Raw genomic sequence first — 24,676 nt, forward strand, 5'->3', positions numbered from 1 at the left:
CTGTACGTATTAATGTCGTTTAAAAACAGACAGTAAAAGCATCTTTTCGTGATGTATAAAACGTAAGGATAAACTTATGATTATAAAAGGCCCTACATTATGACTTTGCTCTGGATACCTTTGTTATCCTTAATTGGCAGTGTTATTTCTTCATGCACCGGCAAACTATCCCGTACGCAAGCTGCAGCTGTGACTGTGCTTGCGCCTTTAACAGCTTTAGGTATTACGCTATACCACACTCCCGCTATTTTAGCAGGTGAAACAATTCGTTATGCTGTAATGTGGATCCCCGCACTTGGGCTGGATTTATCATTTCGTCTTGATGGCTTGAGCCTACTGTTTATGTTTATGATTTTGGGCATAGGCATACTGGTCATTACCTACGCACGTTACTATCTGAGTAAAAACGACTCCTTAGCTAAGCTGTATAGTTACTTATTGTTGTTCATGACGGCCATGCTAGGCATTGTTATGTCTAACAATGTTATTCAACTTTGGCTGTTTTGGGAATTAACCAGCATTAGCTCATTTTTATTAATTAGCTATTGGTGGCATAAAACAGAAGCGCGAAAGGGCGCGCGTATGGCACTAGCTGTTACCGGTGCCGGTGGTTTAGCATTGCTGGCAGGTTTAATGTTAGTAGCCGATATTGTTGGTAGTTACGACCTGGATGTAATTTTAGCTAGCAAGGCAATTGTACAATCTCATGACTTATACGAAACTGCACTTGTATTAGTTTTGCTAGGTGCATTTACTAAATCGGCACAGTTTCCATTTCATTTTTGGCTTCCTCACGCTATGGCAGCCCCAACTCCAGTAAGCGCGTATTTGCATTCTGCGACGATGGTAAAAGCAGGTATATTTTTATTAGCGCGTTTTCATCCTGTGCTTTCAGGCACAGATACATGGTTTTTACTGGTGGGTTTGACTGGTTTAGCAACGCTTTTGTTTGGTGCTTATATCGCGTTGTTCAAACACGATTTAAAGGGCCTGTTAGCATACTCAACCATTAGCCATTTAGGTTTAATTACGTTGTTACTGGGCCTTGATACTGAGCTCTCTACTGTAGCGGCAATATTCCATATTATTAATCATGCCACTTTTAAAGCCTCATTATTTATGGCGACGGGTATAATCGATCACGAAACGGGCACGCGTGATATGCGTAAGCTTAACGGTATGTGGCGGTATTTACCTTACACGGCAACACTCGCAATGGTCGCAGCAGCCTCAATGGCGGGTGTGCCATTGCTCAACGGTTTTTTATCTAAAGAAATGTTTTTTGCCGAAACCTTACATCAACAAGTGCTGGGCTCTATGTCGTGGTTAATCCCGGTTTTAGCGACCATTGCAGGAGCGCTCTCTGTGGCGTACTCCTCACGCTTTATCCATGATGTATTTTTTAACGGCGACCCCATAGATTTACCACGCCAACCACATGAAGCTCCACGTTATATGCGATTGCCAATTGAAGTGCTGGTTGTGCTGTGTGTGCTTGTAGGTATGTTTCCACACTTCTCTGTTGATGGAATTTTACATGCCGCATCATTGGCTGTCCTTGGTCAACAAGTTCCAGAGTACGAACTGGCTATTTGGCATGGCTTTAACCTTCCTTTATTGATGAGTGCCATGGCTGTGGTGGGCGGTTTATTTATTTATATTAACCGCAAATACTTATTTCAATTTCAAGCCTCGTTACCACCCCTTAATGCTAAAAAAACGTTTGAGGTAATTGTCCTTAGGGCTATTAATTGGTCTCAAAACAGAGTAAGTAGCATCGAAAACGGCTCATTGCAGCGCTACATTTTTGTAATGCTGGCGGTGGTGCTATTGTGTGCGGGGTGGCCATTGTTTGAGATGCAACAGTTAGCCGGCAGTATGGCGAGTATCCCTGTCGATGTGCACAATGCTATTGGCGCTGGGTTATTAATTATTGGCGCATTGGCTACGGTTATTTGGCATCGTTCTCGTGTAGTTGCTTTATTAATGATTTCTATTGTGGGGCTTATGGTGTCAGTTGCGTTCACTCGTTTTTCTGCCCCTGATTTAGCGCTTACGCAACTCACCGTTGAAGTAGCCACCGTAATTTTACTAATGCTAGCATTGTTTTTCCTACCTCAGCATACACCTAAAGAGTCTAGTTCACTTAGGGTATTACGAGATTTAGGCATTGCATCAACATTAGGTGTAGTTGTTGCAAGTATTTGCTATGCACTTCTTACACGACCGCTTGAATCAATATCTGATTTCTTTATCGCTAATGCTAAAACAGGCGGTGGCGGTACGAATGTAGTAAACGTTATTTTGGTCGATTTTAGGGGCTTTGATACCTTGGGTGAGATCACGGTGTTAGGTATTGCAGCATTGGGAATATTTAAAGTGCTGTCGCGTATTCCTCTATTTATGCCTGCAAGTGATGGTGAAGGGCGACCTTGGGCGCGCGAACGCCACCCTATACTACTTGCCAGTATTTCGCATAGTTTATTACCGCTTGCATTATTAGTATCGGCTTATATTTTCCTACGAGGTCATAACTTACCTGGCGGTGGCTTTATTGCAGGTTTAGTAACGTCGATTGCCTTTATATTGCAGTACATGGCTCATGGGTCAGCTTGGATAAGTGAGCGCTTTGCAGTTAACTATCGCAAAATCATCGCTTCGGGTATTGGTATTGCCTTGTTTACTGGTGTAGGCAGCTGGTTCTTCGATAGGCCATTTTTAACAACGTGGTTTGATTATTTTGATATTCCATTTATTGGCAAAACAGAGCTTGCAAGTGCGATTGTGTTTGATTTGGGCGTATACTTAACAGTAGTTGGAGCTACATTAATGATATTAGCAAGCCTTGGCAACATGACAGCAGATACCCAGAAAAAAGAGGTAAATATTTAATGGAGCTATTGTACGCATCTTGCGTTGGAGTGTTAGTGAGTTGTGGTGTTTACTTACTACTTAGGGCGCGTACGTTCCCAGTGGTGCTTGGACTTACTATGATTTCATATGCAGTGAATTTATTTTTATTTTCTGCAGGTCGTTTAACCATAAATAAAGCAGTCGTGCTTGGAACAGGCACTGATTATGCAGACCCGTTGCCTCAAGCTTTAGTGCTAACCGCCATTGTAATCGGTTTTGCTATGACTGCATTTGTGGTTATTTTAGCAATACGTGGTAGAGCCGATTTGGGTAGCGATCATGTTGATGGGCAAATAATAAAAAGCACGGCCGATAGCAAGGAGCAAAAATGATTCAACATTTAAGCTCTTTGCCTATTCTGTTACCTATGCTGGCAGCAGTCATATTGCTTTTGCCGCCATGTGGTAAAAGCTTACGAATTCGTCGTATTGCCTCATCAGTCATGGCGGTGGCCACGTTTATCGCCAGTGCAATGCTGCTAATCCATGTGTATAACAGTGGTATCAATGTATACGCAATTGGTAATTGGTCAGCGCCTTTTGGCATAGTACTTGTTGCCGATATGCTTTCTACTTTATTGGTTGCACTTACATCCTTTTTAGGAATGGGAGTCATTTTATATGGCTGTGCAGGTGATGATGCTAAAGGTAATTTCTTTCATCCTTTAGTACACTTTTTAATATTAGGTGTAAATGGCGCATTTTTAACAGGCGATCTGTTTAATGTATTTGTATTTTTTGAAGTACTCCTTATTGCCTCATACTCATTACTTATGCACGCAGGTGATAAGCAAAATACGCGCGCCGCACTTCAATATGTAATATTAAACTTAGTTGGCTCGAGCGTATTTTTAATTGGGTTGGGTATTTTATACGGCGTACTGGGTACATTAAACATTGCCGATATGGCTCAAAAAGTATCGCTGCTAACAGGGGACGATGTTTACTTAGCCAAAGCGGGTGGCTTGCTATTGTTAGTTGTATTTGCTTTAAAAGGTGCGCTATTACCTTTGCATTTGTGGTTACCTAATACCTATGCAAGTGCAAAACCTGTCGTTGCTGCGTTGTTTGCGATTATGACCAAAGTAGGCGTATACGCTATGTTGCGCGTTTATACCGTTATATTTGGTGAACAAGCCGGCGAGCTTGAGCATATGGCGCAAACTTGGTTATGGGGCTTAGCTATTGCCACCATAGTGGTTGGTGGAATTGGTGTAATGGCAGCACAAGATTTACGCAAGTTAACGGCAAATCTAGTAGTTGTATCAGTGGGCACGTTAGTTGCTCTAATTGCCTTGCAAAACGTCACAGCAACAGCTGCACTGCTTTATTATTTAGTACATTCTACTCTAGTCAGTGCTGCACTGTTTTTATTAGCTGATTTAATTGCCACACAAAGAGGGAAAGTAGGGGATAGACTTGTTGCTGGCCGCGCTGTAAGTCAACCCTATTTGTTAGGGGCGTGCTTTGTAATTGCTGTATTAACCGTTGTAGGAATGCCACCTCTATCGGGGTTTGTTGGAAAAGTTTGGATCCTCAAAACAACCTTGAATAGCGAGCAAGCCTTACTATTTTGGCCTGTTTATTTAATTACTAGTTTTGTTTTATTAGTTGCACTTTCGCGTGCTGGCACTAGTTTGTTTTGGGAGCGAAAAGCAAAGAAAGGCGAAAGTACTGATGGCGTTAATGCCCACCCATTACAAATTTTAATAATTGTCGGGTTATTGGCATGTTCCCCATTGTTAGTTATTTTTGGTGGTCCTATCAGCGATTATATGCTCAGTGCTGCTACGCAACTGCATGACATTAATGGTGGTATTAATGCCGTAATGGGAGGAGGGAAGTAATGAGATTACAAGCCCGTTATCGTTGGTTGCCAACGCCGTTTCGTAGTTTCTTTTTATTTGTAATCTGGTTGCTACTCAATAATAGTGTATCGCCAGGGCACTTGGTATTAGCAACGTTTTTAGCGATATTTATACCCTTATTGAGTTTTTCATTACGTGACCCACAACCACTAATACTAAAACCTGGGTTGGCTTTAAAACAATTACTTATCGTTCTTTACGATATAGTAGTGGCTAATTTACAGGTGGCCTTGTTAATAGTGGGTCCGGCTAAAAAATTACGCCCTGCTTTTGTAAAAGTCCCTATAGATTTGAGCCATGATATGCCGATTACGATTCTTGCCAGTTGTGTATCACTCACACCGGGTACAGTAAGTGCCGAAGTGTACCCTATCCCAGAATCGCTTAACGAAGGTGAAACGCCCACACAGCGTTATTTACTTATACATGTACTCGATTTAAAAGACGAAGAGGCACTTATCAAACAAATTAAACAACGCTACGAAGCTCCCCTAAAGGAGATTTTTCAATGCTAGATACTGTATTACTCATTGTTTTTTCTATGATTGGCTTATCGCTATTACTAAATTTATGGCGACTTATTATAGGCCCATCGGTCCCAGACCGTATTTTGGCGCTGGATACTATGTATATAAACGTCATTGCATTAATTATTTTATACGGTATTAGTATGGGCACAGGCCTGTATTTTGAAGCCGCATTGCTAATAGCTATGCTTGGTTTTATTAGTACAGTTGCTGTGTGTAAGTATTTACTGCGTGGCGACATAATTGAATAGGATTTTAAAATGATAAGCGAATGGGTTGTATCCATACTGTTATTGTTTGGTGGGCTGTTTATTTTAATTGGTTCATTAGGCTTGATTAAATTGCCTGACTTTTACATGCGATTGCATGGACCAACTAAAGCAACAACCTTAGGCATGGCAAGTATACTTATTGCAGCAATGGTGTTTTTTGCGAATTCAGGGCACGGCTTTAGTGTCAAAGAGATATTGATTACCGTGTTTTTATTAATTACCGCCCCGATTAGTGGGTATATGTTAATAAAATCAGCAATTCATCATAAGCTTAAAGCTAAAGAAGGTACAAAAGGGCTCGATAACGTAGAAGACGATTAGCCCTAGGACATTCATAAAAAGGCCAAATAAACATGTTTTATTTGGCCTTTTTAGTATGGGCATGCGCATTTACGAACTATTTTTTACTCATTAGCTTTAAGTGATTTGCTCTGAGGTTGGAAAAGCGCATTGATAACTAGGCAAAAACTCTCTATTTAGTTGTTCTAAAAAGATTTTTTAATCTATGCAGCAACACGTTTCGCCCCGAAAATGATTAAGTATTATTGCGGATTGATATAAATCATGTGAGTATGGTCTTACTTTTTATGTTTAAGGATATGACAATGGCTAAGGCACTATTACTTTCGTTACTTATATTTTCTGGCAGCGTATTGGCTGACGAGGCCACTAAGCAGCAAAAAATAGATGAGCTGATAAACGTGATGAACATGGATGCTATGGTTGACTCAATGTACGGGCAAGTTGAGGGCATGATGAAAAACATGTCTGCGCAAATGGGTGTTAAGCCCTCTGAGCAAGCTATTTTTGATAAATACTACGCAGATATGACCAACGTACTTAAAACCGAAATGAGCTGGAAAAAAATGCAGCCGATGATGGTTAACGTATACGACAAACATTTTAACGAGCAAGAAATTGCCGACATGCTGGCGTTTTATAAAACTGAAACAGGGCAAAAAATTCTTCAAAAAATGCCTGTAGTAATGCAAGAGTCAATGCAAATGTCGCAAAGCTTAGTACAAGGTGCGATGCCAAAAATTCAGGAAATAGCCGGTGAGCTAAGTGAAGAGCTAAAAGCCTCTCGCCAACAAGAAAATTAATCTCTTTGCACTGCCTCTTTTTAAGCGCGCTCATTAGCGCGCTTTTATTTTATCAGCTCCAGTAATTTTTTAATTATATTTTAATGTGGCCCCTCTATTGACCTGTGTGTCACACATAGGTTTACAATTGAGCTCTAAAATCTAAGGGGGCTAAATTATGTATGTTAAGCAATTAGCGACGTTAATGGGTGTAACGCCTGATACAGTTCGTCACTACACACGGATAGGTCTTTTAACGCCCGCACGGAGCCAAAGTAACGGCTATCAACAATATACAAAAGCAGACCGCCAACGTTTAAAGTTTATTATAAGCGCCCGAAAGCTCGGGTTTTCCCTTAAAGATATACAGCATATCATTGGAGAGTCAGAACAAGGGCATTGCCCATGCCCACTTACACGGCAAATTATTGCAAAGCGTTTAGAAGAAACCGAAGCCTTGTTTCAAGAAACCCTTAAATTACGAGTGCGTATGCAGGCGGCGTTAAAGCAGTGGGAAACATCGGCAGACGGTGCTGTTGTAAGTGATGTGTGTAGCTTAATAGAGACGTTTGTTGACCCTCTTGCAGAGCAAGAAAAAAGCGGAGATGTGCAATGAGTAGCAATAAAACAACAGAGCAAAACTTTATTATTGAAGGGGCTAATTGTGGCAGTTGCGTAGCCAAAATAGAAAAAGCCCTTAATAGTGTGCAAGGCGCAAACAATGTAGAAATGAACTTTGCAGATCGCACGGTACGCGTAGAGGGCAGCGCGCAGCAAAGCACATTAATTAGCGCCGTTGAAAATATAGGTTATGGCGCAAAACCTATGGATAACACATCAGAGCAAGATGCGCTTGATGAAAAAGCCAAGTCAGACGAGGCACATTACAAAAAGCTAATGCGCAACATGATGCTGGCTTTAGGTGTGGGCGTGCCGCTTATGATTTATGGGCTTATTTTTGATATGAGCGTGACAACTACTAACCAGCGCATAGCTTGGGGTGTGGTCGGTATTATCACGTTTGTCGTTATGGCTGTAGCAGGTAAGCAGTTTTATAAAGGCGCGTGGCAGTCATTTAAAAATCATGGTGCTAACATGGATACACTTATTGCCCTCGGAACGGGCACTGCGTGGTTATATTCAATGTGTGTTGTACTTGCGCCTAGCTTACTACCTGAGGTTGCAAGGCACGTTTATTTTGAAGCTTCTTCAATGATAATTGGGTTAATTAGTTTAGGCTTGGCTTTTGAAGTGAAAGCGCGTGGACGTACTTCGCAGGCTATTAAGCGTTTAATTGGCTTACAAGCAAAAACAGCCCGTGTAATACGCGACGGCAAAGAGCAAGATATAGACATTAGTGATGTGCAAAAGGGCGACCATGTACGGGTACGCCCAGGCGAAAAAATCCCGGTAGATGGTGATGTGCTCGAAGGTAGCAGCAGATTAGATGAATCTATGCTCACGGGTGAGCCTATGCCTGTGAGTAAACAAACCGGCGACAAAGTAGTTGCTGGCAGCATTAATAAAAGCGGCACATTATTATTTGAAGCCACACATATAGGCCAAGAAACAACCCTTGCCAATATTATAAATATGGTAAAACGTGCGCAAAACTCTAAGCCTTCAATAGGGCGATTAGCCGATGTTATTTCAGGCATATTTGTGCCCACAGTAATGATAATTGCGATATTAGCAGCCCTTGCATGGCTAAATTTTGGTCCAGCCCCTTCAATTGCTTATGCGGTGGTAGCGTTAACCACCGTGCTGATTATTGCATGCCCGTGTGCGCTGGGTTTAGCAACGCCTATGTCGGTAATGGTGGGAATAGGTAAAGCCGCCGAGTTTGGCATATTAATTCGCAATGGCGAGTCACTGCAAACTACCTCCAAAATTACTACCATGATTTTAGATAAAACCGGCACCATCACCCAAGGTGCACCCCAGGTAACAGATGTTGTAACGTTTAATAACGCAGATGAAAATAACGTAATGCAATTAGTTGCAAGCCTCGAAAGTAGCTCTGAGCACCCTCTGGCAGAGGCTATTATGCAGCACGCTAAAAAACAAAACGTCACCTTGAGTAAAGCGACTGACTTTGATGCGATTACCGGTAAAGGTGTAAGTGGAGTGGTGAATGGGCAAACATTGTTATTTGGCAATAAAGCGCTTATGGATAAATACAAGATTGCTGTTGATGAGGCCTCTGAGCAAGCACATACCTTTGCAAATGATGCAAAAACCCCGATGTACTTTGCCTGTAATAATCAACTAATGGCCTTAATCGCGGTGGCGGATCCGCTAAAAGAAGACTCAGTACAGGCAATTAAGCGCCTGCAAAATAAAGATATTCATCTAGTAATGCTAACTGGCGATAACAAGGCGACTGCACACGCTGTGGCTAAAAAAGTAGGTATTGATGATTTTATCGCAGAAGTGTTGCCAGAGGATAAAGTAAACGAAGTTACTAAACGCCAGCAGCAAGGCGAAATTGTAGGTATGACGGGAGATGGGATCAATGATGCCCCCGCGCTTGCTAAAGCAGATGTCGGTTTTGCAATTGGCACAGGTACAGATGTAGCCATAGAAAGCGCCGATATTACCTTAATGCGTGGCTCACTGCATGGTCTTGCCGATGCTATTGCCATTAGCAGCGCAACAATTAAAAACATTAAACAAAACTTGTTTGGTGCCTTTATTTATAACGTTGCGGGCATTCCTATTGCTGCCGGTGTGTTGTATCCCTTTATTGGTGTGCTGCTAAATCCTGTAGTGGCGGGCGCAGCTATGGCGCTTTCATCACTGACAGTAGTCACCAATGCTAATCGCTTGCGTTTTTATAAACCTAATAAGCGCTGAGGAGTCGATAATGTTAATCATAAATTTACTGGGTGCAGTATTAATTGTGGCCATTATTTATTGGTTTTGGCTTTATAAGCCAAAGCAAATACACAGTAATGACAATACGCAAACCATAATAGTAGATAACGGCGTTTATCAACCAAGCCATATAAAGGTGGCTGCCAATAAAAAAGTAACACTTACATTTGATAGAAAAGACAGTGCACCGTGCACCGAAACGGTGGTGTTTCCGCAGCTTGATGTAAGTGAAAGCCTTGCAATGGGAGAGAATAAAATCACTTTGCCTGCACTCAAAGCAGGTGAGTATGACTTTCAATGCCAAATGAAAATGTATAAAGGTAAGTTAATCGCTGCCTAACCACTAAGTTGCTGAAGTAACATTAATACGGCCTAACTTTTTGTTGAGCTAAACAACGGGTTATGTCGTATTACTGTTATTTAAAGAAAATTAGATTATTTAATGAATAACTTAAACCCTAAAAAATTACTAAACAGTAAGTGGACTGCTACCCCAGCTATTAATAAAGAAAAACACTTTATAATTGTAGAAGTAGAATACGATGAAGAAGGTAATGTAATTGAATGTATTACCGAGTCGGTGTTTTCTAAAAATCAGTACCCAATACGCTGGCGAGATTTAAAAGACACTCAAAAATGGCGTCAAGGGTGGAAGTAGTTAAATTGTTTTTATACTTTAAAAAAACGCCAATTTGTTATCCCCAAATAAATGCTATGCGCATCCTTTTTTTGATCCCTGTTTTTTACTAAATTCGCCATTTGGCAACAAATGCCTGTTTTATTACGGGCTTGCCGTGCTTTTAGAAAATAAACACCAATACTTTACAAATATTATTATATTTCAATTGCTTATAATTTAGGTTTTATAGTGTTTAATTGTTTTAATTAAGCTGTTCAGCTCTAGTTTATTCTTAAACTTCCCCACATTATGTTTTTAGTTAGCCCTTAGCTCATGTGTGGATTTTTTATAAGTTATTGATTTTAAAGGCTTATATTAATTGGCTCATCTAGTTGTTGCTAAAAAGCAACAAAATACCTCTCGAAACTTCATCTATACATGCACTTTTCATATAACTCATTGTTTATCAATTAAAAATAAAAGATGGCACTGAAGTTGTAATAACTAAGCTGTATTAAGCAAAACGTGGGTAACGTTAATTGGTTACTCCACCAACCCTATGAAGGATTTCATTATGAAAAAGGCACAATCAACATTGGTATTAATGGCTTTAGCCTCTTCATCAGCGGCTTTTGCAGTAACTGATTTTGACACACTCGATAAAGATGGCAGTGGCACATTAAGTCCGTTAGAAGCATCTGCTGATGCTGAATTAATGAGTCAGTTTACAAAACTTGATACTGACAAAAACAACGAGCTATCTAAGAGTGAGTTCGACAAAGCATAAGTGAGTGCTTTGAGTAGTTAACGCCCAGTGGCACGTTAATTCTGAGTTGCCAAAGACAACCTAAGTAGGCAAGGGAGCTTACCATAAAGAATAACAAGGACAGTGTAATACACAGGGCATTTTATTATAAACGCATAGCGAAGGAATCGTTATGTAAAAGCGATACCCAACTTTGCTTGCAATAGCGCTGGTATTTTCTGGCACATTTGCAAAGTTTGATACCAACACAAACGGTAAACTTTTTTAAGCAAAGGTTTTACAAGCGCAGACGGTTAATGCGCTGTGGTGTAAGCATAGTTCTGAGTTGCCAAAGACAACCTAAATAGGCAAGGGAGCCTATTAAAAAGAATAACAAGGAAGTGAATTGTAACCACCTCAGCGCAAATTTATACAGGTAATGCATATTATTGAAGGATTACATTATGACTAAGCTCAAAACAACATTTGTACTTATCACCTTGGTGTCATCATCGGTGGTATTGGCAAATACAGAGTTTAAAACACCTATGCAAGGCGAAGGTGATTTAGCAAACCAAAGTGATCATTCAGCAGAACAAATAATGCAGCAATTAAATATGCAAAGCCGAAATGGCGTTACCGAAAATGACTTTTTTGAATATTAACAATTACCCCTTAATGGATCTTCGAAAAGGATTTCTCACCCTTAATCTGGGTATTATGCCTAAGGAACGATTATGAAAACAGTAAATAAAACGCTAGCACTTGTTGCTCTTTTATCATCTTCAGCAGCCTTTGCTGCGGTAGATTTTAACTCTTTTGATGCTGACGGCGATGGCGTTATTAGCAAATCAGAAGCACAGGCTAATGCTCAGTTAATTGAGCTATTTGATAAGTTAGATACAGATGGAAATGGTGAGCTTTCTCAGCAAGAGTTTTCAAAGGTACAATAAAATTAGGCGCATACGTAGGTTTACGCACTAACCAAACGTTTAAAGATCATACTCACCAAGCAGCTAAGTATTTAATACTTAGCTGCTTTTTTGTGCGCCGAATAAAATATAAATGCCGTTTTATCACCAAAAGGGTGCAATTTCAATTATGTTAATTAATAAGCTATTGATTTTAAATAATATATTTAAGTGGTTTTAAACTTGCTTAGTTAACGCTAGAGCAACTGAGTGAGTAAACAATTATGGCGCGAATGAGTTATATAAGTAGCGTTGAGCGCTACCATGAGTATGAGCAAGTAATACACAGCTTGCTTGACTCTATTTTAATGAGTATTGAAGATGGGCTTAACAAAAATCGAGATACGCGTTTTTTAGTAAAGCAATACCCCTTTTTAGAGCTGCAATATTGTTTAAACGAATCTGGGCTTCAGCAAGGCAATAATGTGTGCTTTAAGCGTGCCTATAAAAAATTAGCCGAGCAAGGTAATCAGCAAGATTTAAGTGAGCGCCCTTACTTTTTACAATCTAAACAAACCGACTCGGTGTTCTTTACCGATCCGTATATTTCTATCGCAACTAATCATTTATGTATTTCGGCTATTAAAGAGCTGAAAAAGCCAATTAACCAGCAGCATTTTTTAGTGCTAGACGTATGCTTAACCCAGTTAATTGAGTTTGTAATGGGAGACAGCGCGCGTGCTGGTATTTCGCCTTATTTTAAAGCGGGTTATGGGGTGATTGTGGCGTGTTTATTTACTTTGGTACTCTTTTTACTGAGCATCGTATTTAACGATATATATGCATTATTAACCCACTTTGACTCAGCCTCTGATCCCCTCGAGCCCTTTAGCATTATTATATATATTACTTTAGCGTTGGCCGTGTTTGATTTAGGAAAAACCATTCTCGAAGAAGAGATTTTAATGCATAAGGATATATTTAGGCACTCATCTACACGGCGCACAATTACTCGCTTTATATCTACCGTGCTAATTGCAATATCTATTGAGGCGCTATTAACCATGTTTAAAGCGGCGCTCGGGCAAGCTGAATACTTATTACCGGCCATTGCGATGATGCTTGCGGTGGTAGGGCTTTTAATCGCATTGGCTATTTATGTGTATTTAGGTGCTAAAGCCGAAACCTTACTAATGCGGGCGCGCTCAAAATTAAAATCCTCCAAGTAGGAGGATTTTAATACGATGGGTATAATTGCTATTTAGCTTTAAACATTGCTTACTAATGCGGCTTATCTTGCTCGCGCTTTGTTTTAAAGTCTGAGTCACTCGTCCATGTAGGCCAATCGCCATTGTTGGCAAGTTTTGTGGCTATATCAACAATAAGCTCTATGTCTTGTTTCACACCACCTAATGACCATTGCGGCGAGTAATCGTCGGCTTCTTTATGGTATTTTTGCGCAATGTAATCAGGGTCGGTATCGCCAAGGCTCATAAACAATAAACTAGGCACACCTTGCTTAGCTAAAGAAAAATGATCCGATCTAAAAAACAAACCGTTTTGCGGGCGAGGGTCCATTTTAACAACACGACCTTGTGCTTTTGCGGCTTTTGCTAGGTAGCTCTCTAGGGTGGATAAATCTTTACCGTATTGCAAAATGTAATCAGTGCCATCTAACACGTTCATTCCGTCAATATTTAATAGAGCAACCATTTGTTTAGTGGGCACAACACCACCGGTTGCAAACTCTTGTGAGCCAATGAGGCCAGTCTCTTCAGCGGTAAAATTAGCAAATAAAATAGAGCGCTTAAACGGTGTTTGCTGGTGGATTTGATTCATAATGCGGGCAATTTCAAGTGTTGCCGCTGTGCCAGAAGCATTATCTACTGCGCCGTTATAAATTTTAGGGCCACTGTCGGTTTGTTTGGTACCAAAATGATCCCAATGCGCACCTATTACCACGTACTCATTAGGGGCGTCGCTTCCCGTAATTTGCGCAACCACGTTATGTGATTTGGCATGCGATACTTCATTTTTAAATGAAAGGTTGGCTGTTAAATTAAGCGCTGTGGCTTTAAAGTCATCACTTAAAGCCCTTTGTTTTAAATTTTCATAGTTAAGCTGTGCGGCATTAAAAATTTGCTCTGTAGTATTAAGTGTTAGCCAACCCATAACAGGGAGCTTAGAGGCGTTTAGGTTATTGTCCATTAGGGTGTATTTAGTCCCTGTGTTTGAACTTTCAACCACACCCCAAGGGTAAGCAGCAGGGGCCGTTTCGTGCACAATAAATACCGCTTTGGCACCTTGGCGTGCGGCTTCTTCGTATTTGTAAGTCCAGCGGCCGTAGTAGGTCATAGCATTACCTGTAAATAAAGCATCGTTTTGTGTAGCAAAGCCTGGGTCGTTTACCAATACAATAACGGTTTTACCTTCAACATTAATGTTTTCGTAATCGTTCCAGTTGTATTCGGGGGCATTAATACCGTAGCCCACAAATACAATGTCAGAGTTTCGCACATCAATTAGTGGCTGTAATTGCTCTGTACGGGCGGTAAAATCGTTACCTGCTTTAAACTTTAAGTCGCCTACCTGTAATTGCATGTTTTGATTAGCCGTGACCATGGCCATTTTTACTGGCTGTAAATACTTGCCATTATACGCCCCAGCTAAACCCATAGCTTCGTATTGCTCGCTCAAGTAACCCACGGTTTTTACTTCACCATGGGTAAGTGGGCCGCGCCCTTGAAAGTCATCAGAGGCAAGCGTTTTTATATGCTGTTTAACGTTATTTAGGCTAACGTCTGGGGTATTTTCTAAAGAAGAATGCTCGCTTGCAGGTTCAGAGCAACCAAAGAGAGCGACTAGCAAGCTTAAGCTAGCGCTTTTTAAAAGAGATGATGCCATAGTTTTCTGAATAGTTTTTAAAATTGGCTTTTAATATAAAGGATGCATTAATTTGAGTCGAATATTTATCACTTTGCCTGTTCTATTTTTGAAAAATTGAAAATATTTGGTATGGGGTGTATAAATAATCGACAACAATAAATGGAGCACACACAATGAACCAATCTAAAAAAAGCGGATACCTGTTTATAGGCAGCGGTGTAGCATTTTTTGCAGCAGCTTTGCTCGCACAGCAAGCGATGTTTTTTGCTTTAGCTGCATCCTTTGTAGTGTTAGGTACAATTAGTATAAAAAAAGCGGCACCCTAGGCGATTAATGTTTTAAAGCGTCGCGCTAATATTAATCTGTCCTATAGCGTACCTTAAAACGTAAAAAACCAGCAAATAGCTGGTTTTAATCATATATAGCAAGTAGCTAATTATTCATCTGCGTATTTTACGCGAATTTTGCTTTTATCAACGCTTGTTTGATTAAGAGCTTTAATAGCGCCTCTACTTTCTATGTCATTTGGCATTTCTACAAAGGCAAAGCCTTTTGATAAACCAGTCTCTTTATCAAGCACCAAGTTACAGGTAGTTACTTTACCGTGTGCTGCAAACAACGTGCGAAGGTCTTGCTCTGTGGTAGCGCGAGACAAATTACGAACTAATAATTTCATATATAACCTAAATAAGGGGTTCGCTGTGGATTATCTCAAGTAACTTGCCTTTAACCTAATTTTATTTAGCCTTTTATTTAATTTGGGAGAAAAGAGCAAATATTTACAATGCATAAAAAATATACTAAATTAAAAATAAGTTTAAATTAAGAGGGACGATTATGATAAAAGTACTAGTTTGTATTTCTGCTTTATTGTTAACAGCTTGTAATTCCACCACAAGTTCAAATAATGATACTATTGTTTTGCTAAACGCTGATAAAACAAATGCTATTAGTTATCATAAAACATATAAAGAGTGTCAATCTGCAAAAATTTTGCAAGACATTAGAAGTAAAGCTGAATGGGCTCGCAACTCTGTTGCAAATAGGTCATCACATGTTAGTGGTTTTAAATTAGCTACTTGTGAAGGTTAACTTATAAAAGCCGGTAGATAATCGGCTTTTTCATTTTGTACCTTCCTTGTCCAATAAAGCCACCCTTCCAAGTATACTGCTAAAATCAAGTTATCTCCTTATTAAGTTAAAACCGATTTCGTTATTCCGGTAATAAAGATCTAGTTATTAAAACAAATAATTGGTAAGTTATATTTTACTTTATTTACTTACCATTAACTTGGGTTGGTTGTTTATGTCGAAATTTGGCTTGCGTGTTTTAACTATTTCTTCTGTTTGTTCTTTGGGTATTTTAGCTGTAGGGTGCGGTAGCTCAGGATCAAAAAGTGAGCCTGTGAATGCATCGGTAGTCGCACAAAGCGCTGCAGTAATTAGTGGTGAAATGGCTGTAAGTATTGAAAACACTCGTGATATTGCAATAACAGGAGCGTTATCTATAACCGATGCACAAGCCAGCGAAGCAGTATTTAAAGCACAAAGTAATACCACGACAGTTTATGGTTTATTTAACTTAGCTGAGGATGGGAATTGGTCATATATGCTTAATAGCGACCATGCCGCTGTGATTGCACTAAACGAAAATGAAACCTTACTTGATGAAATAACCGTCGCATCGGCAGATGGCACCGAAGCGAAAGTGTCTATCACCATTATAGGCACTGCACGGGGTGATGATTTTACAGTAACGCAAGAAACAACCCTCAATGCCGATGGCGAAAATACAGGGTTAACTGCTTATACACTAATAGAAAATGTGTTTGGAGAAGGGTCAATAGAATCACCTGATATGTACAGCGGAAATCATCAAGATGTTGTGCATATTATTGAAGATACTGACTCAATAGTAGGTAACCACTTTGTATTTTTAGCGCATCGCGATGAAGACCAAGATAAAGACAAAGGCGCAACCGACCGCCAGCGCAACGAAATTAAATCATATGACAAATCACCCGCAGAAACACTAGCGTTTAAAGACGAAACAGTACAGTACTATTGGAAGTTTAAAGTCTCTAGCGAACTTGAGCTAAGTAGTAAATTCAGTCATTTTTTTCAAATAAAAGCTCGCAATGACAGCAACGATAATACCAATGGCAACGACGACCAGCCTATTATTACGCTCTCTGGGGCACAAAAAAACAGTACAGGTGATCAGTTGCAAGTACGTTATAGCGCAGGCTTTGACGAAAACGGTAACAGCACGGGGCTTGATAAAAACTTGATCGAAACTGACTGGTCACTTATTACTGATGAATGGGTAGCAGTATTCGTACAAGCCACTTTTAGTGAAGCGGGGCAATTTGAAATGACCCTAAGGCGCTTAAGTGACAACGAAGAGCTATTTAGCATTAGCGAGCAAAACATAGATATGTGGCGTGGCTTTAGCGATGATGACTTTGCCCGTCCTAAATGGGGTATCTATCGTTCAATAGTCGAAACCGATAGCCTTCGCGCTGATGAAGAACAAGTACGGTTTGCTGATTTTGTGATTAAAAAAGGCGTTTTAGCGCAGTGATTTATAATTCAGTATGAAAAAAAGCCCTTAGCAATTTAATTGCTAAGGGCTTTTTTAATGCGTTTTAAAAAGCAATTATTTTACTTCTTTACCTGCAGCTTGTTGGTCAGCGTGATAGCTGGAACGAACAAATGGGCCAGAGGCTGCATGCGTAAAGCCAATTTCATCAGCGTATTCTTTTAATGCGTCAAATTCCGCTGGTGGCACGTAGCGTTTAACTGGCAAGTGATGCTTAGAAGGTTGTAAGTATTGGCCAACGGTAAGCATATCTACGTTATGCGCACGTAAGTCGCGCAGTACTTCTTCAATTTCGCTAATTTCTTCACCTAAACCAACCATTAAGCCAGATTTGGTTTTAACTTCTGGATGCGCTTCTTTAAAGCGACGAAGTAACTCTAATGACCATTTATAATCGGCACCTGGGCGCGCAAGTTTGTATAAACGCGGCGCTGTTTCTAGGTTGTGGTTAAACACATCAGGTGGTGTCTCAATTAAAATCTCCAGTGCACGGTCCATACGGCCACGGAAATCAGGTACTAAAATTTCAATGGTAATGGTTGGGTTGTGCTTACGAATTTCGCGAATACAATCGGCAAAGTGCTGTGCGCCGCCATCACGTAAATCATCACGGTCAACCGAGGTAATAACCACGTAGCTAAGCTTCATGTCTTTAATTGTTAGTGCAAGCTTTTCAGGCTCTGCTGCATCAGGTTTTAATGGACGACCATGGGCAACATCACAAAATGGGCAACGACGAGTACAAATAGCCCCTAAAATCATAAAGGTAGCAGTACCGTGGTTAAAACACTCAGAAAGGTTAGGGCACGAGGCCTCTTCACATACAGAGTGCAAGCCGTGCTTACGCATTGCTTGTTTAATACCATCAATACGCTCTGTTGATTTTGGTAAGCGGATTTTAAGCCACTCTGGCTTGCGCAACATTTCAGTTTTTTCTGTTGGTAAAACTTTAACGGGGATCAACGCCATTTTTTCTGCGTCGCGTAGTTTTACACCTGGTTCCATTTTGACTGGTTTATTCATTCGTTTTCAAACCCTTCAGTATGCTTAACCTGTGTTGCATTAAGCTTCTTTATCATGTGTTTTACTAGCCCTTCACCTGCTTGTGCTAAGTTTTGAGGACCGTTTAATTCTTTCGTTTGCACCATGTTCATGCCGGCATAACCGCATGGGTTGATGCGTAAAAACGGGCTTAAGTCCATGTTAACATTTAATGCTAATCCATGAAACGAGCAACCACGACGAACACGTAATCCTAACGATGCAATTTTACTGTCGTTTACGTACACACCGGGTGCATCGGCTTTTGCATAGGCTTTAATATTATACTCGCTAAGGGTATCAATAATGCACTCTTCAAGCCACGTAACAAGCTCACGCACGCCAATTTTTAAGCGGCGCAAATTAAATAATACGTACATCATTTGTTGGCCAGGGCCGTGGTAAGTAACTTGCCCGCCACGGTCTACCTTAATGACTTCTATATCACCGGGGGCAAGTAAATGCTCATCTTTACCTGCTTGGCCTTGTGTAAATACACTCTCGTGCTCTACAAGCCAAATTTCATCTGGCGAGCTGTCATCACGGGTGTCGGTATAGGCTTGCATTTTTTGCCAAATTGGCATGTAACGCTGGCGGCCTAGTTGGCGTACGATTAACGTATTTTCGTTCACGATAAGTCTCAACTATGGCTTAAAGCATGTGGCGTACGTCATCAATGCTGCTGATCACGTTGTAAATTTCTTCTATATGCTTACCGCTGGTAACCGTAGCCACTAAGGTAACAGATTCATAATTGCCTTTACTGCTTGGCTTTACTTTTGGTGCGTAGTCACCAGGGGCAATAGGTTGTAATTTTGCTAAAATTTGCTCCGTTAAGTTTACGTTTGCTAAACCCATAACTTTAAACGTGAACGGACATGGGTACTCAAGGTACTCATCAAATTTAGTATTTTTAACAGGTTGAACCACGACGGTGACTCCTCATACAAAAGTGTGGACTCTATGCAAAGCACGAAGCTTAATACAGATAGGCAATTAGCAGTGTTGCATATATGGGGCGCATTCTAGCATTTTTCAAGCAAAAAAAAACGCCTCATAACAGAGGCGCTTTGTTTAACAACCCAACGATTGTCGGGTTATTTTTACGTTTACATAATTTGTAAACGTAAGTAGTCGTAAATTTTGCTAAAGAAGCTGCCTTCTTCCACTTCTTCAAGTGTAACCAGTGGGTATTGTGCAATGTCTTCACCCTCTAGTTGTAAGAATAAGGTACCTACTTTAGTGCCTTTAGCTAGTGGTGCTTCAAGCGTATTATCTAGCTCAAAGTTAGCTTTAAGGTTTTTATGTTGACCACGTGGGATAGTAATTGGTGTATCTTCTAAAATACCTAACGATACATTTTCTTTATTACCCATCCAAATACGTTGTTCTGCAAAGCTGTCGCCGGCTTTGTAAGGTGTAATTGTTTCAAAAAAGCGAAATCCGTAGTTAAGTAACTTTTTGCTTTCTACTTTACGTGCGCGTTCGCTTGATGTGCCCATAACTACCGCAATTAAGCGCATGTCGTTTTTAGTCGCAGACGTTACTAAGCTGTATCCAGCTTCGGATGTATGACCCGTTTTAATGCCATCAACATCTAGGCTTTCATCCCATAACAAAGAGTTGCGGTTATATTGCTTAATGCCGTTATACGTAAACGATTTTTGCTTATAAAGTGCGTATTCATCAGGTACATCACGTATAAGTGCAGCGCCGAGCGTTGCCATATCACGTGGGGTAGTGTAATGCTCATCTGTATCTAGGCCGTGGCTATTAATAAAGTGGCTGTTGCTCATGCCTAATTTAGCAGCATGGGCATTCATTAAATCAGCAAATGCGCTTTCGCTTCCTGCAATGTGCTCGGCCATGGCTACACACGCATCATTACCTGATTGAATAATAATACCGTGGTTAAGCTCATCAACACTTATTTGCTTGCCGACTTCAATAAACATTTTTGACGATTCAGGAAAGTTTTTAGCCCAGGCTTTTTCGCTCACTGTAACCATATCGGTTGGCGCAATGTTACCGGCGTTAATTTCAGTACCAATTACATAACTGGTCATCATTTTAGTTAAGCTTGCTGGGGCTAGCTTTGTATCAGCTTCGCCTTCAGCAATAACTTTACCGGTTGTAAAGTCTACTAAAAAATAACCTTTTGCATTAATTTGAGGTGGTGCCGGAATAATTTGGGCGCTGGCTGAAAATACGGCGGCTGTGCAAACTAAGCCGCATACACCTTTGAGGATTTTATGTTTAATTGATTTCATCATACTCATTAATGGTTAAAGTTAAAAATTCGCGTTATGTCCATCTTATACCCAAACTAGCCCAAGATGCGAGCATCGTTGGTATTAAAAATTACTTAGGCAAGGCATTGATTGTCAATAATAGTCACTCCATTGTTTAAATCAATAACCTAATCTTAAACGTTTTTAAACCAACACTAAGCACGTTTTACTAGCACCTACTCTCTGTAATGTTTTTTTAAAAGGGCCAACCATTTAAAAAGTAACACCTAGATTTAAGCCCCTGCGCAACGCTTAATTTGCACCTTGGGATGGTTTAGTTATTAGTCTTACTGAGTGTAAAGCAAGAACGCGTTTTGAAATTGGTTTTGTTTTAATTTTTTTAATACGTCTTGTGCATGCTGGGCATCTTTAATCGGGCCCAAATGCAAACGATATATGTTGTCTGCTTTTACTATATTAGTAGGCACTTGATATTGCAGGCGTAATGTAGAAGCTAATGCTTCTATATTGCTAAGCGTACTACCCGCAGCTACCTGTATATATGTTTTACGTGCAGGATTGCTGTCGAGCGTAATCGCCTCTAGCTTAACCTTGGCTGTACCGTGAGTGTGATAGCCTAATTTATAAGCAGCAGCGTACGAAAGATCTATTATTCTGTCATCATGAAACGGGCCACGGTCGTTTACACGTACAATCACCGATTTATTGTTGGCAATATTAGTAACGCGTACAAAGCTTGGCAGGGGTAAGGTTTTATGCGCAGCGCTCATGGCAAACATATCGTAAATTTCACCGTTTGAGGTGTGGTAACCATGAAACTTACGGCCGTACCACGAAGCGATCCCTTCTTCTGTATACCCTTTTTCATCAAGCATTGGCGTATAACGCTTGCCTAATACCTCGTAGGGGCGACTTGCACTGGCACTTTTTTTAACATCCACCACAACGGCATCTTGCATTTCAAGTGCGGTTGGCGCGCGAAGTGGTGCGGCATCGTGCTCCATATGATAACGACTATTAGAGCCGCTACTACATGCGCTTAATATAAATATTAAGGCTGAAATAAATAACAGCTGAGTAGGCTTATTCATTATTTTAAAAGCATCCTTTTATCTGTCGCAATTGACATAATAATGCCAAATCCGGCCATTAACGTCACCATAGAGGTGCCGCCATAACTAATAAGGGGTAAAGGTACACCTACAACAGGCAACAACCCCGATACCATGCCTATATTTACAAAAATATATACAAAAAAGGTGAGGGTTAGGGCGCCGGCCAATAATTTGCCAAACGCATCTTGCGCGTTTACCGCAATGTATAAACCTCGACCAATAATAAATAAGTACAGGCTCAATAAAACACACACACCAAATAAGCCAAACTCTTCACTTAATACCGAAAAAATAAAGTCGGTATGGCGCTCTGGTAAAAATTCGAGTTGTGATTGCGTGCCTTGAAGCCAACCTTTACCTTCTATGCCGCCAGAGCCGATAGCTATTTTAGATTGAATAATATGATACCCCGAGCCAAGCGGATCGCTCTCTGGATCTAAAAACGTTAATACCCGCTGCTTTTGGTAGTCGTGCATACCGTAGTGCCAAAATGGCCATGCAGCCAGTGCGACAACCGAGCTTAAAAAGCCAATTAAACGCCAGCTTAAACCGGATAAAAACAACACAAATATTCCTGAGCTGGCAATTAAAATTGAGGTGCCTAAGTCGGGCTGTTCTTTGATTAATAAGGTAGGCATCATCACTATGACAAAGCCAATAATTAGGTGTAACGGGCGAGGGGGGAGTTGATTTCGGCCAATATACCAAGCCACCATCATAGGGACAGCCAGTTTCATGAGCTCTGAGGGCTGAAAACGAGTAATGCCTAAATTTAACCAACGCTGAGCACCTTTTGAGCTCACGCCAAATAGCAATACGCCGACCAACATGAGTAACCCAACACAATAAAGGGGGATCACTAAGCGTTTAAGTGTCGCGGGAGAGAACTGAGCAAGCACTATCATGCCTATAATAGCGCCACCCATACGGGTAATATGGCGGATCATCATGGCTGAATCTTGGCCGCTTGCGCTATATACGATAGTAATACTGCCAGCCATCATGAGTAATAAAGCAATCAGTAACGGTAAGTCTAGATGCATGCGCATCCATATAGAGCGCTTGTTATGAAGTACGGTCATTGCGCGGTATTCCTAGCAAGTTCTATTGGGTTAGCTGCAAAATAATAATCCATTAGCTCACGTGCAATTGGGGCACCCACCGAGCTGCCGCCACCGGTGTTTTCAACTACAATCGAAACCACAATTTTAGGGTCGTCATACGGAGCAAAACCAATATAAATCGCGTTATCGCGTTGGCGTTCTTTTAATGACTTGGCATCGTAACGCTCACCTTGGGCAATACTCACTACTTGCGCGGTACCAGTTTTACCCGCCGGATCATAATTAGCGCCTTTAAATGCACGGTGCGCAGTACCTGTTACTTTTTTCACGGTATTGTGCATCGCATCGAGCGCAATACGCCAGTTATCAGGGTTATTAAGTACCACTGGCGGCTTTTCTTCGTTATTAATTTGCGTCACTTGGTCTTCTTTTTTAGCCACTTGCGCTAAATGCGGCGGGTGGTTTATGCCTTTATTAACCAATATATTAGTCGCGTTAGCTATTTGAATGGGGGTGGCTGTCCAGTAGCCTTGCCCAATCCCTACGGAAATCGTGTCGCCACGCCACCACGACTCTTTAAAGCGGCCTTCTTTCCACTCTTTTGAGGGCAATATGGCCGTGGTTTCTTCGTGTATGTCTATTCCGGATAAGTCACCAAAGCCAAAGCGGGCCATAAAATTACTAATTTTTGTAATGCCTAAGCGGTATGCTGCATCGTAAAAGTAAGTGTCGCACGACTCTTCAATCGCTTTGTAAACATCTACGTGGCCATGGCCCCATCGTTTCCAATCGCGCCATTTATGTTCAACATTGGGTATTTGAAAAAAACCAGGGTCCCACACTGAAGTACTTTCACTGACAATGTTTTCTTCAAGTGCCAGTATGGCCATATGGGGTTTTACTGTGGAAGCCGGTGCATAGCGCCCTTGAGTGGCACGGTTAATAAGGGGGCGGTCGGGGTTTAGCAGTGCTTTATAATCTTTACTGCTAATACCGTGCACAAATAAATTAGGGTCGTAACTTGGGTTTGAATAAAGTGCCAATACGCCGCCATCTTTGGCATCCATTACTACAACCGCGCCGCGCATATCTTTAAGCGCATGTTGGGCTATTTGTTGTAAACCGATATCTAAGGTAAGTACTAAATCGCTGCCAGGCTGCGGGGGGGTCATACTTAATGTACGAATAACCCGACCGCGATTATTTACTTCAACGCGTTGAGAGCCTACTTGGCCATGCAAAAGCTGCTCATAATACTTTTCTATACCAAGCTTTCCAATATCATGTGTAGCACGGTAATTTGTGGCTTGGTCTTCTTGTTCTAGTTTATTAAGTTCTTTGCGGTTTAATTTTGCCACGTAGCCTAGTGCATGGGTGAGTGTATCGCCATACGGGTAAAAGCGAGCAAGGCGGGCTTCAATACTAAAACCTGGAAATTTATGCTGGTTAACCGCAAACTTGGCCACTTCAGTTTCATCTAAGCGGGCTTTTAGTACTTGCGACTTAAAGCGGCGTGTATGCTTTATATCATCGATAAAGTCTTTTTTTTGCTGCTCGGTAATCGTAATTATTTTGCTAACTTGCTCGAGTGACTCAGCTAAATCGTCGACCTCTTCAGGAATAACCTCGAGGTTATAAACGGGTTTGTTTTCAGCAAGCAGTACACCGTTGCGGTCGTATATAAGGCCACGGTTCGGCGCAATAGGAATGACTTTAATACGGTTATCGTTAGAGCGGGTTTGATAGTCGGTGTGTTCTTTTACCTGAATGGTATAGAGGTTAGAGAGCAAAATTGCCACTAAGCCTAAAACAAAAATAAAACCCACAAATGCGCGCCGTGCAAATAGGTTTGCCTCAGCGGAATGGTCGCGTATTGTGGGTCTTTGCTTAATCATAACAAGGC

27 protein-coding genes are annotated in these 24,676 nt (G+C 40.9%); 18 read left to right on the forward strand and 9 right to left on the reverse strand.

What is annotated here, in order from left to right; translation table 11 throughout:
- The first annotated feature begins 99 nt into the window (after positions 1-99).
- From AN389_RS02895 to AN389_RS02965, 15 genes are all read left to right on the forward strand, one after another.
- Positions 100-2,892, forward strand: a complete 2,793-nt coding sequence (locus AN389_RS02895) for a monovalent cation/H+ antiporter subunit A (RefSeq protein ID WP_055019213.1) — start codon at positions 100-102, stop codon at positions 2,890-2,892.
- Positions 2,892-3,245, forward strand: coding sequence for a Na+/H+ antiporter subunit C (locus AN389_RS02900; protein ID WP_055013983.1), 354 nt, complete (start codon positions 2,892-2,894; stop codon positions 3,243-3,245). The genes AN389_RS02895 and AN389_RS02900 overlap by 1 nt, the downstream gene beginning before the upstream one ends.
- The gene (locus AN389_RS02905; RefSeq protein ID WP_055013982.1) at positions 3,242-4,759 is read left to right on the forward strand and encodes a monovalent cation/H+ antiporter subunit D; all 1,518 of its coding nucleotides are present in this window, start codon (positions 3,242-3,244) and stop codon (positions 4,757-4,759) included. The genes AN389_RS02900 and AN389_RS02905 overlap by 4 nt, the downstream gene beginning before the upstream one ends.
- Positions 4,759-5,295, forward strand: a complete 537-nt coding sequence (locus AN389_RS02910; RefSeq protein WP_055013981.1) for a Na+/H+ antiporter subunit E — start codon at positions 4,759-4,761, stop codon at positions 5,293-5,295. The genes AN389_RS02905 and AN389_RS02910 overlap by 1 nt, the downstream gene beginning before the upstream one ends.
- Entirely contained in the window at positions 5,289-5,558 is a 270-nt protein-coding gene (locus tag AN389_RS02915) for a K+/H+ antiporter subunit F (protein ID WP_055013980.1), read from the forward strand. The genes AN389_RS02910 and AN389_RS02915 overlap by 7 nt, the downstream gene beginning before the upstream one ends.
- A 9-nt stretch (positions 5,559-5,567) precedes the next feature.
- Positions 5,568-5,900 (forward strand): Na+/H+ antiporter subunit G, encoded by a 333-nt coding sequence (locus AN389_RS02920; RefSeq protein ID WP_055013979.1) that lies wholly within the window; start codon positions 5,568-5,570, stop codon positions 5,898-5,900.
- A 284-nt stretch (positions 5,901-6,184) separates the two neighbouring features.
- Entirely contained in the window at positions 6,185-6,682 is a 498-nt protein-coding gene (locus AN389_RS02925; protein ID WP_055013978.1) for a DUF2059 domain-containing protein, read from the forward strand.
- A 157-nt stretch (positions 6,683-6,839) separates the two neighbouring features.
- Complete coding sequence (locus AN389_RS02930) at positions 6,840-7,277, forward strand: MerR family transcriptional regulator (protein WP_055013977.1); 438 nt, start codon at positions 6,840-6,842, stop codon at positions 7,275-7,277.
- Entirely contained in the window at positions 7,274-9,517 is a 2,244-nt protein-coding gene (locus AN389_RS02935) for a heavy metal translocating P-type ATPase (RefSeq protein WP_055013976.1), read from the forward strand. Before AN389_RS02930 ends, AN389_RS02935 begins: the two co-directional genes overlap by 4 nt.
- Positions 9,518-9,527: 10 nt before the next feature.
- A complete protein-coding gene (locus AN389_RS02940; RefSeq protein ID WP_055013975.1) occupies positions 9,528-9,878 on the forward strand; it encodes a cupredoxin domain-containing protein in 351 nt (116 codons plus the stop codon).
- Between the two features lie 102 nt (positions 9,879-9,980).
- On the forward strand, positions 9,981-10,196 hold the full coding sequence (locus AN389_RS02945; RefSeq protein WP_055017208.1) for a TIGR02450 family Trp-rich protein: 216 nt from the start codon (positions 9,981-9,983) through the stop codon (positions 10,194-10,196).
- 535 nt (positions 10,197-10,731) lie between these two features.
- Positions 10,732-10,944, forward strand: coding sequence for a calmodulin-like protein (locus AN389_RS02950; RefSeq protein WP_004585903.1), 213 nt, complete (start codon positions 10,732-10,734; stop codon positions 10,942-10,944).
- A 422-nt stretch (positions 10,945-11,366) separates the two neighbouring features.
- A complete protein-coding gene (locus AN389_RS02955; protein ID WP_055013973.1) occupies positions 11,367-11,567 on the forward strand; it encodes a hypothetical protein in 201 nt (66 codons plus the stop codon).
- A 72-nt stretch (positions 11,568-11,639) separates the two neighbouring features.
- The gene (locus AN389_RS02960) at positions 11,640-11,855 is read left to right on the forward strand and encodes an EF-hand domain-containing protein (RefSeq protein ID WP_055013972.1); all 216 of its coding nucleotides are present in this window, start codon (positions 11,640-11,642) and stop codon (positions 11,853-11,855) included.
- 242 nt (positions 11,856-12,097) lie between these two features.
- Positions 12,098-13,042: a PDC sensor domain-containing protein gene (locus AN389_RS02965; RefSeq protein WP_055013971.1), complete on the forward strand. Its 945-nt coding sequence runs from the start codon at positions 12,098-12,100 to the stop codon at positions 13,040-13,042.
- A gap of 52 nt (positions 13,043-13,094) precedes the next feature.
- Here the strand turns inward: AN389_RS02965 and AN389_RS02970 are convergent, their stop codons facing one another.
- Positions 13,095-14,717, reverse strand: a complete 1,623-nt coding sequence (locus AN389_RS02970; protein ID WP_055019214.1) for a M28 family metallopeptidase — start codon at positions 14,715-14,717, stop codon at positions 13,095-13,097.
- Positions 14,718-14,872: 155 nt separating this feature from the next.
- On the opposite strand from AN389_RS02970, the gene AN389_RS20520 reads away from it, so the two are divergent.
- Positions 14,873-15,025, forward strand: a complete 153-nt coding sequence (locus tag AN389_RS20520; RefSeq protein ID WP_162838338.1) for a hypothetical protein — start codon at positions 14,873-14,875, stop codon at positions 15,023-15,025.
- Positions 15,026-15,135: 110 nt separating this feature from the next.
- On the opposite strand, the gene AN389_RS02975 is transcribed toward AN389_RS20520, so the two are convergent.
- Positions 15,136-15,375 carry an RNA recognition motif containing protein gene (locus AN389_RS02975; RefSeq protein ID WP_055013969.1) on the reverse strand — a complete coding sequence of 80 codons (240 nt, stop codon included), beginning with the start codon at positions 15,373-15,375 and terminating at the stop codon, positions 15,136-15,138.
- A gap of 161 nt (positions 15,376-15,536) precedes the next feature.
- On the opposite strand from AN389_RS02975, the gene AN389_RS02980 reads away from it, so the two are divergent.
- Both AN389_RS02980 and AN389_RS02985 read left to right on the forward strand, forming a co-directional pair.
- On the forward strand, positions 15,537-15,791 hold the full coding sequence (locus AN389_RS02980) for a hypothetical protein (RefSeq protein ID WP_055013968.1): 255 nt from the start codon (positions 15,537-15,539) through the stop codon (positions 15,789-15,791).
- A gap of 214 nt (positions 15,792-16,005) precedes the next feature.
- A complete protein-coding gene (locus tag AN389_RS02985) occupies positions 16,006-17,283 on the forward strand; it encodes a VCBS domain-containing protein (RefSeq protein WP_055019273.1) in 1,278 nt (425 codons plus the stop codon).
- A gap of 75 nt (positions 17,284-17,358) precedes the next feature.
- Here the strand turns inward: AN389_RS02985 and lipA are convergent, their stop codons facing one another.
- The 7 genes from lipA to mrdA form a co-directional block, all read right to left on the reverse strand.
- Entirely contained in the window at positions 17,359-18,324 is a 966-nt protein-coding gene (gene lipA, locus AN389_RS02990; protein WP_004585911.1) for a lipoyl synthase, read from the reverse strand.
- Entirely contained in the window at positions 18,321-18,974 is a 654-nt protein-coding gene (lipB, locus tag AN389_RS02995) for a lipoyl(octanoyl) transferase LipB (RefSeq protein WP_055017212.1), read from the reverse strand. The genes lipA and lipB overlap by 4 nt, the downstream gene beginning before the upstream one ends.
- Before the next feature lie 19 nt (positions 18,975-18,993).
- Complete coding sequence (ybeD, locus tag AN389_RS03000) at positions 18,994-19,272, reverse strand: DUF493 family protein YbeD (RefSeq protein WP_055013966.1); 279 nt, start codon at positions 19,270-19,272, stop codon at positions 18,994-18,996.
- Positions 19,273-19,451: 179 nt separating this feature from the next.
- The gene (locus tag AN389_RS03005; RefSeq protein ID WP_004585914.1) at positions 19,452-20,612 is read right to left on the reverse strand and encodes a serine hydrolase; all 1,161 of its coding nucleotides are present in this window, start codon (positions 20,610-20,612) and stop codon (positions 19,452-19,454) included.
- Between the two features lie 308 nt (positions 20,613-20,920).
- Positions 20,921-21,685 (reverse strand): septal ring lytic transglycosylase RlpA family protein, encoded by a 765-nt coding sequence (locus AN389_RS03010; RefSeq protein ID WP_055019215.1) that lies wholly within the window; start codon positions 21,683-21,685, stop codon positions 20,921-20,923.
- Complete coding sequence (gene rodA, locus AN389_RS03015) at positions 21,685-22,791, reverse strand: rod shape-determining protein RodA (protein ID WP_055013964.1); 1,107 nt, start codon at positions 22,789-22,791, stop codon at positions 21,685-21,687. The genes AN389_RS03010 and rodA overlap by 1 nt, the downstream gene beginning before the upstream one ends.
- Positions 22,788-24,668, reverse strand: a complete 1,881-nt coding sequence (mrdA, locus tag AN389_RS03020; protein WP_055013963.1) for a penicillin-binding protein 2 — start codon at positions 24,666-24,668, stop codon at positions 22,788-22,790. Before mrdA ends, rodA begins: the two co-directional genes overlap by 4 nt.
- Positions 24,669-24,676 lie beyond the last annotated feature (8 nt).

Origin of the sequence: Pseudoalteromonas sp. P1-7a, assembly GCF_001401855.1 — a bacterium.
GTDB lineage: Bacteria > Pseudomonadota > Gammaproteobacteria > Enterobacterales > Alteromonadaceae > Pseudoalteromonas.